At 32.3% G+C, this 13,549-nt stretch carries 11 protein-coding genes; 5 read left to right on the top strand and 6 right to left on the bottom strand.

Annotated elements, in window-relative coordinates; genetic code table 11:
- Positions 1 to 38: 38 nt before the first annotated feature.
- The 6 genes from Q0783_RS03885 to Q0783_RS03860 form a co-directional block, all read right to left on the bottom strand.
- Positions 39 to 461 (bottom strand): hypothetical protein, encoded by a 423-nt coding sequence (locus Q0783_RS03885; protein ID WP_298755230.1) that lies wholly within the window; start codon positions 459 to 461, stop codon positions 39 to 41.
- A gap of 246 nt (positions 462 to 707) precedes the next feature.
- Positions 708 to 1,289, bottom strand: a complete 582-nt coding sequence (locus tag Q0783_RS03880; RefSeq protein WP_298893451.1) for a dihydrofolate reductase family protein — start codon at positions 1,287 to 1,289, stop codon at positions 708 to 710.
- A gap of 242 nt (positions 1,290 to 1,531) precedes the next feature.
- Positions 1,532 to 2,086: a hypothetical protein gene (locus Q0783_RS03875; RefSeq protein ID WP_298893450.1), complete on the bottom strand. Its 555-nt coding sequence runs from the start codon at positions 2,084 to 2,086 to the stop codon at positions 1,532 to 1,534.
- Positions 2,087 to 2,296: 210 nt separating this feature from the next.
- A complete protein-coding gene (locus Q0783_RS03870) occupies positions 2,297 to 3,835 on the bottom strand; it encodes a rhomboid family intramembrane serine protease (RefSeq protein WP_298893449.1) in 1,539 nt (512 codons plus the stop codon).
- A gap of 164 nt (positions 3,836 to 3,999) precedes the next feature.
- Positions 4,000 to 4,629 (bottom strand): hypothetical protein, encoded by a 630-nt coding sequence (locus Q0783_RS03865; RefSeq protein ID WP_298893448.1) that lies wholly within the window; start codon positions 4,627 to 4,629, stop codon positions 4,000 to 4,002.
- Positions 4,630 to 4,892: 263 nt separating this feature from the next.
- Positions 4,893 to 5,831, bottom strand: coding sequence for a J domain-containing protein (locus Q0783_RS03860; RefSeq protein ID WP_298893447.1), 939 nt, complete (start codon positions 5,829 to 5,831; stop codon positions 4,893 to 4,895).
- Between the two features lie 257 nt (positions 5,832 to 6,088).
- Between Q0783_RS03860 and Q0783_RS03855 the strand changes: the two genes are divergently transcribed.
- The 5 genes from Q0783_RS03855 to gndA all read left to right on the top strand — a co-directional run bounded on the left by Q0783_RS03855 (position 6,089) and on the right by gndA (position 13,534).
- Positions 6,089 to 7,039 carry a polysaccharide lyase family 7 protein gene (locus Q0783_RS03855; RefSeq protein WP_298893446.1) on the top strand — a complete coding sequence of 317 codons (951 nt, stop codon included), beginning with the start codon at positions 6,089 to 6,091 and terminating at the stop codon, positions 7,037 to 7,039.
- Between the two features lie 11 nt (positions 7,040 to 7,050).
- Positions 7,051 to 8,136 (top strand): T9SS type A sorting domain-containing protein, encoded by a 1,086-nt coding sequence (locus Q0783_RS03850; RefSeq protein WP_298893445.1) that lies wholly within the window; start codon positions 7,051 to 7,053, stop codon positions 8,134 to 8,136.
- Between the two features lie 84 nt (positions 8,137 to 8,220).
- Positions 8,221 to 10,545 (top strand): chondroitinase-B domain-containing protein, encoded by a 2,325-nt coding sequence (locus Q0783_RS03845; protein ID WP_298893444.1) that lies wholly within the window; start codon positions 8,221 to 8,223, stop codon positions 10,543 to 10,545.
- Between the two features lie 23 nt (positions 10,546 to 10,568).
- Positions 10,569 to 11,594, top strand: a complete 1,026-nt coding sequence (locus tag Q0783_RS03840) for a polysaccharide lyase family 7 protein (RefSeq protein ID WP_298893443.1) — start codon at positions 10,569 to 10,571, stop codon at positions 11,592 to 11,594.
- 53 nt (positions 11,595 to 11,647) lie between these two features.
- The gene (gene gndA / locus Q0783_RS03835) at positions 11,648 to 13,534 is read left to right on the top strand and encodes an NADP-dependent phosphogluconate dehydrogenase (RefSeq protein WP_298893442.1); all 1,887 of its coding nucleotides are present in this window, start codon (positions 11,648 to 11,650) and stop codon (positions 13,532 to 13,534) included.
- Positions 13,535 to 13,549 lie beyond the last annotated feature (15 nt).

Genomic DNA, 13,549 nt, shown 5'->3' with positions numbered 1-13,549 from the left:
AAGATTGTTAATTATACGGTTTGGTGCAGTCACTGTTTTTATTCAAAAGCTAGCAAGTCTGGTTTTAAAAATTCTCTTTTTGCTAATTCAGAGGTGAAAATATTGAAACTGTAATGCGTATTTACCAATTCTTTAAATTCCGATTTTAATTGTGGAAATTCGTTAATGAAGTCGGTAAAATTCTCCGACTTAGATTTTTGCATAAAGTGGTTCACAATTCTAGTGGCAACTATGGTTAAAGTCTTATGATATTTGTCTTTGGCTCCAACAGTTTCAACAAAACTCTGAAGTTGATCTTGTATATCCTGTTCGGCTTGTTTTATTCCAAGCCTGTAAATGTATAACCAAGCCAAACGTAAATGAGCTTCGTGATTAAATATTTCAGGATTTAAAGACCCATTTGCAAATTGATCAATAAATTTACTATCAGAAAGTTGATTATGATTTGATTTACTTTCCATTTTTTAATTGGTTTTTAATGTAACGCTTCACAATCTTAACCAACTTGAGTAAGGTATTATGCACGTTGTTGTTGTTGAGGCTTACTTCTTTTATAGGCATGAGTGTGTAATGTTGTATAGCGTATTTGTGTATAGTGGTTAGAACTAAGTTAGTAAAAGAAAACGAACCAGAGGAAAATCCGCTAGGACTTTCCCGAATAAACACAGATCAAGCAATTAACTATTTACGTTGTTGTAGCCAGTGATTTATTCACATTTGTAGATACTCATTACTACTCCATTAGAGGTTGATTCCGATTTAACTAAAGTCAGGTTTTTTGGCACGAAATCTTTAGAAAATAAGCGCTTTCCTTTGCCAAGAACAACAGGGAAAGTCCAAATTCTAAATTCATCAACAAGGTCATTTAAAAGTAGTGTTTGAATCAAATCCCAACTTCCATGAACTTGCAATAATAAACCATCTTGAGATTTAAGTTTAGAAATTTCTTCTGCAACATTTCCTGTAATAGCTATTGAATTTTTCCATTCTAACTTGTTATCCGAATTGGTTACAACATATTTTGTTGCTTTGTCCATTGGGCTTTCATCTGAATTTCCATTCATGTTTGATTTATGAGCAGATGCAAAAATATCATAAGTCTTTCGCCCCAGAAGTAAATCATATGGCTCTGACATTGCTTCGCTTTTGACTTGTTCCATTACCTCATCCCAATATTTATCTGCCCAACCACCAAGTTTAAAACCATTAGAGGTGTCTTCTTCGGGTAGTTTAGGAGCTTGCATTACTCCGTCAAGTGTAATGAAAGTTAAAAGTGCAAGTTTTCTCATTTTTTGATTTTCTTCCAAAGTTTTATCACATTGGATACAATGTGTTCGTGTATGGTTTGCTTAGCCAGTTCGCTGCACTCGTGTGTTACGTTGGCTAGGAACTAAGTTAGCAAAAGAAAACGAACCTGAGGAAAATCTGCAGTATTTTAACCGACATTTACATTAAACAAATATTCTACTAAAGCATTCAGCCCTATTGCTACAGCTCCCACAAAAGCAATACACTTTTTTATCATTTACTATTAGAAATGCCAACCTAACTTCACAGATATTTCAGGGATAATTACTGGGGTTTCAAACGTACTTCCATCAACTATAACATCTTTGTCTCCAGCGATTCTTAAATGTCCAGCCACCCATGGATTTAAATAGAAGTTTTTGTAAAACTTCCATACGTAACCACCACCTAATGTAAATATCACGTTGTTGTATTTTGAAGTATTTAACTTGGCATCGGTCTGTATCTTGGCGTCCCAATACTCTAAGCCAGGCCCAATCCACCAACCTTTGAAGTCAGGTTTAAAAAAGTAATCTACTATAGTTGCATAAACTCTAATTTCATTATTGGTAAAACCGTCGTCTAAGATAAAGTCTGGTGTATCTATTTTTGTAATTACCGCTCTATATCTAAAATGATTGTGACCAACCCAGACTGAGGCATAATACCCTTGGAATATATATGGTACAGCATCTAGTTCAAAACCTATACTAATATTTTTTGTTGATTGATTATCTGCTTGACCAAAGGAGTAATTAAAAAGTAGTGCAAAACAGACAGATAAGATTATTGCTCTCATGATATAATATGTTTTGAGAGCAAATTACTGAAGTGAGTCTCCTTATGAAATGATTTTAATCATCTAACACCTTGTTTTTAATGGTTTAGAACGGTCTGGTATATAAAAAGTAACGGATTTTTATCACTAACTTTTCGGACTATAACTGACTTCTAATTTATTCATTTTCTTTCGATTAAGCGATTTAACCGTTATTTTTTATAAACGTTGTTAGCTTGCGTTTTTTTTCAGTTGTTCTTTATTTGTCAATATTAAAATTCCTCCAATCACAAATCCGCTTATCAGTCCACCAAAATGAGCTGCATTATCAATTCCGCCTAAAAATCCAAATAACAAACTTACTCCTGCGTAAAGTCCTAATAGCATCCAAGTCATTCCTCTCATATAATTTGGGTAAATTTTAAAAACTGTAAAAGCCAAAATTAGACCATAAAGTCCAAAAATTGCCCCAGATGCTCCAACACTAACTGTGTTTTCGTGCCAATAAATACTCGCTAAACTTGCAAGTATTCCGCAAACAATGTAGGTAATTATTAATTTTACCGAACCAAGAATGTTTTCCAATAAACTGCTTCCAAGTCCAAGACCTATTAAGTTCATAAACAAGTGTAATAGTCCACCGTGAATAAACATCGAAGAAAATAACCTCCAATACTCGCCATTCATAACTTCAAATCTTCTATTCCCTCCAATTTCGAGTAATTCTTTTGGTGTAGGCGAAACTATGTTTAGTCCGTCAAATGTCATAATTAGAAAAACAATAATATTTAGAAGCAATAAAATTGCTGTGGCTTTATTTTCGCCCATTGGATTTAAAAAGCCAATCATATCTTTTAAATCATCTTCTTTTAGTGGGTTGTTCTTTTTAAAATCGTTTAATTCCTTTTCGTCAATTTTTGGAATTACTACCATTAGCAAAAGAGCTAATGCTCCAATTCCAAAAGACCCAAAAATCCAAGGAAATGAATTGCCGAGTCTTTCTTCAAAAACATCATTTTTAGGTACAAGTATTATTTGTTCTTTTTCGTTTAGATTAGCGTTTCTTTCTTTTATTGCTTCTATAAATCCATCTCTGTCGTCTGAATATCCTAGACGTTCAAAATATTCTACATCTTGAAAATTATAGGTTTTAAATTCTTGTTCTGATTTGTTTAAAAAAGTTCTGTAATCTGAATTTTTCCTTTGTTCATTAATATGATTACTTAAATTCTTTTTATACTCAACTCCGTACCAAACAGAGCTTGTTTCTTCAAACGGACAAGCGAGATATAAGTAAAAGTTCAGATTCTCATTATTTCGACCAGAAGTTCTAGCAGTTACATATGGAAGACTTGAGTTATGGTCTATATTAAATGAGGTTATTTTAAAATATTTTTCGTTTTTTAATTCTTTAATTTTTGAGATTGAAGATATTTCGTTTAAGTCAAAAGAACTTTTCTCAATGTAGTTTTGACTTATTATTATTGGTACAGCCATTGCTGCTGCCATAGCAAATTGATATCCAAAATATCCATTATCTCTTTTGCCTCTAACATTTAAAATTCGAATTCTTCTTCGTAACCAAATAAGTATTGGAATCCAAGGAAGAGCGAAAGGAATCCAAAAATTCAATAAGTTTTCTTTTATGGGTAAAATTCCGAGTTTGATATCTAAAGTCCAACGAAATATGTTGTAAAAAAGAATAGTTCCTATCGAAACTATTAAAAATGGAATATATACTTCTTGAAGTTTTGTTTTAATATTGTTCAATTCTCGATGTTGGTTTTAAATGCAAGCTAACGTGTTTGTGCATGAGTAGTTGCGTGGGTTAGCACTTAACTTTGCAAGTTCACACCGAGCTGAAAATCCGCTAGGATTTTCAGAAGTAAGCGAGAACAAACAATTACTTATAGCTATTGTTGTGCATAGTATTTTTATTTTTCTGCCTTCGGAATTTTTCCATTCATCCATTCCTTAATTTGAAGTTCTGAACCTGGAAGCATTGCCATTTGTTTGGTTTCCATTTCAATAACACAAAAAGCAAGTATGTGAAAGTCCGAATTATTATATTTTTTTGCTATTTCGTCATTTCCTACTTCTGAAACATATCCCAATAGCCTCAATATTTTCCCTTCTTTTTCATATCCACTTTTTACTAATGAAGCTATCCAAATGGTTTTTCCGCCTTCCAATTTGACTTGATAGTAAAGTTTGTCATTATGAGCATTTTGAACTTTTGTAACTAATCCATTAAGCGCAACTATTTCCCCATTTCGTTTTTTAATTTTTTTCAAGTCTTTACTCTCGAAATTTGTTGGACAAGGGTTATTAGTTGTGGATTCAGCCGAATTTTCTACGTCAGTTTTGATTAGCTTTCTGATTTTTTCGCACTTTTCATTTAACTTTGGTATAATTCCATTTTTCACTTTTTCTAAAGCTCCTTTTTGAACTAATATTTTATGTTCAGTCGAGTCAACAATGTTAAATATGAAATTAAATTCCTTGTCATAGCACCTATTGAATTCAGGTTTTATTTCTGAGTATTCTTTTAGTTCGTCACTCATACATTGACAGATTTTGTCCGATATTTTTTCGGTAATCGTTTCAATGCTTTGAGCGAAACTTGTCAGACTTATTAAAGTCAAAATTATAATTGTTATTTTCTTCATTCTCGTGATTTCGGATATTATGCTCAACGTGTTCGTGTATGGCTAGTTATGTTGGTTAGATCTAAGATAGTAAAAGGGAACGAATCATTAGGGAGATCCATAGGATTTTCCGAGTACACACAGAACGAGTAATTAACTATACACGTTGTTATATGACGTTACGATTTACGGTTTTTCAATTCTTCAAATGCCATGTTAATTTCTTGCATACGTCTATTAAGTATAGCCTGTTCTAAATCACTTAAATGACTGTATTTGTCAGGATGATAGAGGGCAGCCATTTTTTTTCTAGATTTGTTTAATTGATCCATTGTGTAATTTTTTGGTAATGATAATATTTCATCAACTCTAGAATCCATTCGGTGATTATGTATTTCATTATTGGAAATTTCTTTATCATAACTTGTTTCTGTTCCTGGAATAGGAGCTTTAATTTTCAAAGCTAATCTTTGTGGAATTGAAAATTTTGTACCAACAACTAAACCTTCTTGGCTTCGCCATTTTAGTAATCGCCTTCTTGCATCGTAAAGTAAATCTGAGTCACCGATATCACAATTTAAAAATTCATTGCCTAAAAAATCATCAACAGATCTTGATTCATATTCATTTGGCTTTTTACCTTTATTATTGAGTATAAAATCTAGTTCAAAAGCTTCATATTTGTCTGGTTCAAAATTTAATACAAATGCCGCTTCTCTCCAAGTTGATAAAAGAACACATTGTTCAATTAATTTGCTATCACTAACCCAGTTTTGTTTGGATTGAAATAGAATTGATTTTTTTTCAACTCGATAACCTCTATTTAATTCGAGTTCAATTATCCCATCTGCGCCAACACGATTCTCGGTCGCATTGATTCCTCTTCCACGGAATTTAGTATAATTTAAAGACCAAGACCAAACCCCTTTAATCTCGTCCTGAGTTACTTCAACTTTCCGGTTACGAGCTCGTAGAGTTCCTCCGAAGTCACCAGTTAATGTGTCTTCATCTTCGTTTGCTGAAAAATATCCGTCAAGGGCAACTTTATATTTGATATTTAGATGGTTACGAATATCTTCTTTTACTTGCTCTGGAATATATATTTTTCTTCTAGACATTTTTTTTTAGTAATGACATATAACTGGTTATATGGAGATAAATATACACGTTTTTGGGGTCTATGTTCCCAAAAACAGGAAGTTTTGATGGTAGACAGAATTTGTAACATTAGTGTCTGTAGCGAATAAGATCAAGCATCAACGTATTCGTAAGACAAGACCTGTTAATTATGGGAGCAAAGTTTGTTCAATTCAAAAATATATTTATATTTGGTAAACCAATCTGGTAAACCAATTTTATAATTCACGAATGACTCATGAGATTAACAATAAAAACAGATAGCTCTAGATTAGTCTTTTTTCTTTTCCTTTTAGTCATAGTTGGGTGTTCAAGCGAAAACGATACACCTAATGATGTTGATGTTTTAGATGAGGTTGTTGAAAATGAAGAAGAGGAGGAGGAAGAAGAAGAGCAAGAGGAAACACCTGTTTATGCAGATATCGATTTTTCTAATTGGAAAGTCACACTACCTATTGATGCAAATAATAACGGAAGTCCAGACGAGTATCAACCTGATGAATTAATGAATTTTGGATATCAAACGCTAGAGCCGGTTCAACCATTTATGTATGATGATACCATTGATTCGTCTCTTGTTTTTTATACCTATCCAGATGTATCTACTACCAATAGTTCATATTCCAGAACAGAATTAAGAGAACTTATAAACCCAGATAATGCACGTGAAAATTGGACATTACTTGAAGGAGGAGAAATGATTGGACGACTTAAAGTTTCTGAGGTCTCTCAAAACAACCAATCTAGTGATGATTATCATAAGGTTATCGTCATGCAAATTCATGGGATTATTTCAGAAGAAGATATGGATATCCATGGTTTTTCATCTAATAACGGTCCACCATTAATTAAAATCTATTGGAAAGATGGTTATGTCTGGTCTCACAAAAAATCACTTATTGATGAGGATACAGATGGTGATGATTTGCTTGAAACATCTAATAATACATGGTATGATATTAAGGTAAACTTAGGATATGTTGGTTTTGATGCTTTTGATTTTAGAATTTCTGCCACAGATGCAAGAATAGAAATACAACTTAATAATGAAACCCCTTATGTTTATCAAGATATAAGCCTTGATAAATGGCCATATGAGAATTATTTTAAAGCAGGCAATTATCTAACATCAACAGATGAAAATGCTTTCTCCTATGTGAAATATTACAATTTGAGTATTACTCATTAAAAATATTAATTATGAAAACAAAATTACTTTTTATTTTTTTACTTACCTGTCAATTAGCAAGTGCACAATTTTATTTAAACGAGGTTATGTTGGATCCACCTGGTACTCCAGATGCACCACATAACTTTATAGAGATTAGAGGTGCTGCTTCAACTCCTCTTACAAACATGTACATTGTTACAATTGAAGGTGACGGAGATAGTGATGAGGGAAGAGTCGATGAAGTTATAGATATAAGTACTTTTTCAACTGGAACAAATGGCTATTTTGTGGCTGCACAAACAGGAAATTTTTATAATATAAATCCAGATGCAACGGTAGCACTAGATTTGTTTTCGGGTGATGTAGAAAGCCAATCGCATACTATTATGTTAATTCAAACTGCCACTCCGCCATCTACTGGAAATGATATTGATCCTGACGAAGACGGTACGCCAGATGGTTCAATTTGGGATGGATGGACTGTGTTAGATAGCGTTACGCTTCTTAAAGATAATAGTCAATCTACAACAACAGCAGTTGCTTATTCAACAGTTGTATTTTTAGAGAATAATGAGGCAACTACACCAACAGTAATTGCTCCTGTTGGAGCTACTATCATAAGTACTCCAGGTACTCAGTTCGATTATGCAGGTAGAATAGGTAATTCTACAGGAGATGCATTAACTAATGATGCACTAACTTCTGATTGGGTTGGTTCTGATTTGCCTTCTTCAGCTACTCCTTCTATGGCTGGAGATTTTTGGGTAATGAGTTCTAGTAGTAGCGCACTACGTGCTTATCCGGAAAGTTTTGAAGGTTCAGAATTAAATCATATTGGAGGTCCAAATCCAAGTCAGAATACACTATCAAATGATGAGTTTGCCTTATCAAATTTTAAAATATATCCTAATCCAGCAAAAGATTATATTACTATTGAAACGAACAATGTTGCAATAACTTCAATTGTTATGTATGACATATTAGGTAAAAATGTATTTGCTCAAAGTGAGCTAACTAATAATCGTATTAATGTTTCAGATTTTAACTCGGGTTTGTATTTTGTTAAGATTGAATCTAGTGGAAACAGTATTACAAAAAAACTTATTATTGAGTAAGTTTAAATTGGCCTCTAACAAAAAGCTTTTTATTACGAAAAGCTTTTTGTTTTATATCTTATAATTTTTTACAAAATAGTTTTTATGAAAAAGAGTCTTCTTCTATGTATTATTCTAGTGATTTTTGCTTGTGAGCAGAAGTCTGATATCCGTTCAATTTCAGTTTCCAATGCTAAAGAACTTAATAACGCTATTGAGAATTGTAAGGCTGGAGATGAAATTATTTTGACTAATGGGATTTGGAACGATGTAGAAATAAAGTTTAGAGGCAAAGGCACTAAAGATAATCCTATAACCTTGAGAGCCGAAACAGCTGGTAAAGTTAGTATTGAAGGACAATCTTATTTAAAATTTGGAGGAGAATATTTAATAGTAGAAGGCTTACATTTTAAAAATGGCTTTTCTCCTTCTAATGCAGTGATTGATTTCAAAATTGGACATAAAGATGCGCCAGATGAAATTTCCAATAATTGCAAAGTCACCAATTGTGTAATTGAAGATTTTAATAAACCCAAACGCGATAAAAGCGATTTATGGGTTCAGTTTTGGGGACGACATAATGAATTAAGTAATTGTTACATTGCAGGAAAAACTAACAGAGGACCAACGGTAAGAGTTAGTATTGCAGGAATAGAAAGTATAAACAATTACCATCAAATCGTTAATAATCATTTTGGACCAAGACCAGTCAAAGGTGGCCCAAGTGGTGAAACCATTCAATTAGGAGACAGCTATACCTCAATGTCGCCAAGTTACACAATGGTCGCTAATAATTTGTTTGAAGAGTGTAATGGAGAAGTAGAAGTCATTTCAAGTAAAACAAATTTTAACGTATTTAAAAACAACGTGTTTTATAAAAGCGAAGGCTCTTTAGTTACACGACATGGTAATTATGTAACTGTAGATGGTAATTATTTTATAGGTGATGGAGTGAACGAAAACTATGGAGGCATTAGAATAATAAATACAGGGCATTGGGTCGTCAACAACTATTTTTATGGCCTTAAAGGGAAAAGTTTTAGAAGCCCTTTAGCGGTTATGAATGGTATTCCAAAATCACCTTTAAACCGTTACAACCAAGTCACAGATGTTGTAGTAGCTTATAATACCTATGTGAATTGTAGCTCGCCTTGGCAGTTTGGTGTAGGACAAAATTTAGCTCAAGCAGATGTATTGCCAAAATCTGAAATTCGCTCAGCAAGAGCCATAAGAACAACAGTTGCTAATAATATAGTATATAACGAAAAAGGATTAGAAAGCATCGTTGTAGAAAATGACAAAGCAGATGGTGTTACGTTTAAAAACAACATCATTAATAATCAAGGTATAGGCTTTAACGGATTTAATAAAGGTATCGTTGAAGCACCATTAGAGCTACGAAAATTATCAGATAATATTTATATTCCCGTAGGAATTCCTACAGATTTTGAAGCCTATAATGGGTTTGATTTTAATACTATTGAAAACGATTTGTTAGGTGTATCTAGAAAAGACAGTAAGAGTGTCGGTGCAGTAATAGGTAAAGATGTTTCTAATCCAAATATTTTAGATAAATCTAAATATGGGACAACATGGTTTTCCAATGAAGTAGAAGTTAAAGAACCCGTAACATATAAGGTTACTAATATAAATGAGTTAGAAGCTAAAATAAACGAAGCAAATAATGGAGATATAATTGCATTGGCTCAAGGTGTTTATAATGTGGATAAATCTCTAACAATTAACAAAACGCTTTTTATCCAATCTCAAGGAAATGAAAAAGCACAACTTGTATATTCAGGAGAATCTAATACACCTTTATTCTCTTTGCAATCTTACGGAAAACTAACAATATCTAATTTAAACTTAAAAGGAAATAATTCAAATTATGCCTTTGCAAGTCTCAAAGAAAACATGTCTAACCATTTTGGGTTGACAGTTTCTAATTCTGAAATAAGCAATTTTGGTTATGTGCTAAAAGCCTATAAGGAATCATTTGCAGAACGAATTACTTTTAAAGAGACATTAATTTCTGACTGTGAAAATGGCATTGAATTGTCTGAAGAAACGAACGATAAAGGCGATTATAATACAGAATACTTAACGATAAGTAACTGCGATTTCAATAATGTAAAAGCAAATGTTATTGATTATTACAGAGGAGGTTATGATGAGTCTACAATAGGAGGAAACCTTCTAGTAACCAACAGCACATTTACAAACTGTGGTAAAAACGAGAAAAACAAAATGCTCTTAAATCACAGAGGAATTATAAATGTAAATATTACTAAAAACACATTTAAAAATAATCCAGTGCAGTTTGTTTCAATCTTATGGGGAGCAAAAAATAATGTAGAATCAGAAAACACTTTAGATAATTCTGGACAAATAAAAACAGAGGAAAACTTAAAAATGAAGTTGATGTATTAATCTAATAAAAATGAATCAGCAATATGAAAAAAGCATTAATTGTAATAGTTGCATTTTTAGTAATTCTTTCTTGTAAAAAGAATTCTAAAGAAGCCGTTTCAGAGATTGTAAATGAATCAGAAGCTGTTAAAAAATATCCAAGCGATGTTATTCCTTTTATGGATAAATGGAAGATTCTTTTAGGTGATGGGACACGATCTGACAGTTTAGTTAAGTTTCAAAAGGATGACTTTTTTTATGTAGAAAGTGAAGAGGGTATAGATTGGGTAGTTTATAAAACACCTAATTCTGGAGTCACTTCAAGAACGTCAAGCAATACCAGAACAGAATTAGGAGAAAAAAAGCATTGGATTCCTGAAGAAGGAGGTAAATTAACAGGAACGCTAAAAGTAATGCATGTCTCAACAACTGGAGATGCGACTGCATCTTCTTCTTATTCTGTAGTTATTGGACAAATTCATAGTGATGAAGGTCATGAAAATGAACCGCTTAAAATCTATTATAAAAAATTTCCTGGTCACGCAAAAGGTTCTGTGTTTTGGAATTATGAAATCAACACAAAAGGAGACAATATTGGAAGATTTGATTTTTCAACAGCAGTTTGGGGTTATGATTTTTCAATAGTCGGTTCTAACCCTACAGATTACCCAAAAGAGCCAGAAAATGGTATTGAGCTAGGTGAAGAATTTAGTTACGAAGTTAATGTATACCAAGGTGTTATGTACCTCACTTTTACTAGTAAAAACCATGAAACAGTAAAATTTACAAAGAGTTTAATAAAATCAGAATTTGCAACAAAAGCAGATATTCCTGAACAAGTATTAAAAGTATATGCAAATAGAGAAAAAGGAGGAGGCGTTGAAAGAGAAATAGCATATGCTGGTGAACTAAACTATTTTAAACAAGGCGCTTATAATCAAGCTAATGCAAAATCTACTAAATCCAAGGTTTATGGAGGTGACATAGCAAAACAATATGCTAACGGAAGTTATGCCGAAGTTTGGTTTAAAGATGCAACTGTAGGTTCTGGTACTATGCCTAAAGAATAAGTTCTCGGGTCATAATACCAACACTTCAAGTGCAATAGTATCATTTTTGAATCATGAAAAATAAGGTAGTATTCATAATGGGAGTTTCAGGAGTTGGTAAAAGTACCATAGGAAAATTACTAGCTCAAGACTTAAATATTCCTTTTTTTGATGGTGATGATTTTCATCCTGAAAGCAATATTACTAAAATGTCTTCAGGTCAACCTTTAAATGATGATGATAGGCAACCTTGGTTAGAAACTTTAAATGCTTTAGCAAAAAAAGAACTCATTAAAAACAGTTGTATTATTGTTTGTTCTGCATTAAAGCAAAAGTATCGTGATATTGTGAGTAAAGAAATTGAAAGCAAGACAAAATGGGTCCATTTATCAGGATCATATGAGCAAATTTGCGAAAGAATGAATAGCAGGACTAAGCATTTTATGCCTTCAGAATTACTCCAATCACAATTTGATATTTTAGAAAATCCTACAGAAGCATTGCAAATAGATGTTAGTAAAACTCCACAAAATATTATAAGAACAATCAAACATGAATTAATGGATGCATCAGAATTTGGAGTTTTTGGTTTAGGAGTGATGGGAAAAAGCCTTTGCAGAAATTTAGCTAATAATGGTTTCAAGATATCTATGTTTAATAGACATGTTGAAGGTTTAGAAGAAGATATAGCCACAAACTTTAAAACGCAATTTAAAGAATTGTCTCAAGCTGCAGCTTTTGATGATATTGCAGCTTTTGTTAATTCTTTGCAACAGCCAAAAAAGATAATGCTAATGGTCAATGCTGGAAAAGCAATAGATGATGTCATAGAAGATCTTTTACCTTATTTGTCTGAAAGCGATATTTTAATTGATTGTGGAAATTCAAATTATAAGAAAACAAAAGAACGCTACGAGTATTTAAAAACAAAGAACATTCACCTCGTAGGCGCAGGAGTTTCAGGAGGTGAAGAAGGCGCTTTAAAGGGACCATCTATTATGCCAAGTGGAGCTAAAGAAGCCTATAAAAAAGTAAAGCTTTATCTAGAAGCTATTTCAGCTAAAGATAAAGACAATTTACCATGTTGTACTTATATTGGACCAGACGGTAGTGGTCATTTTATAAAAATGGTTCATAATGGTATCGAGTATGTTGAAATGCAATTGTTAGCTGAGGTATCTACTATTTTAGAAGCCTTAGGTCAAAACCCAAGCGAGATTGCTGATACTTTAGAAAGTTGGAAGGGTCAAGCAAGTAGTTACTTATTGGATATAACAACTTCAATCTTTAGAAAAAAAGAAGGTAATGATTGGTTGGTAAATAAAGTTTTAGATAAAGCAGGAAATAAGGGAACAGGAAATTGGACTGCAATTGCTTCTGCAGAACTAGGAGTTCCAAGTACATTAATAGCATCAGCTTTATTTACAAGATATATGTCATTTTATAAAGAAGAGCGGCTTCAATTGAACAAGAGTTTTAAAAAGGGAAGTTATGTGAAATTTAAAATAACGTTTAACGAATTATTTGAAGCATATCAATTTGCGAGAATTATAAATCATTATCAAGGATTTAAACTCATAACTGAAGCTTCAAAGTCTTATGCATGGAATTTGAACCTTAGTGAAATTGCAAGAATCTGGACAAGTGGGTGTATTATTAAATCTAAACTTATGAAAGATTTAGTTGAAATCTTTAAGAATACATCTAATCTATTGACTCATAAAAAGATTATAGAAACACTTAATCAATATAAATCTTCGACAAAGACTGTCGTTTTACAATCTATTCTTAATGATGTTTCAATTCCTGCATTGAGTGAAGCAATTCAATTTTTTAATGGAATAACTACAGCATATTCCTCTGCAAATATCATACAAGCACAACGTGATTACTTTGGTGCTCATACATATCAGAGATTAGATGATAACTCAGGAAAAAATTATCATACAAACTGGAAATAAAAACCAACTATTATT

The sequence above is a fragment of the uncultured Psychroserpens sp. genome (assembly GCF_947500255.1).
Classification (GTDB): Bacteria; Bacteroidota; Bacteroidia; order Flavobacteriales; family Flavobacteriaceae; genus Psychroserpens.
This window is presented reverse-complemented; position numbering and strand designations above follow the sequence as displayed.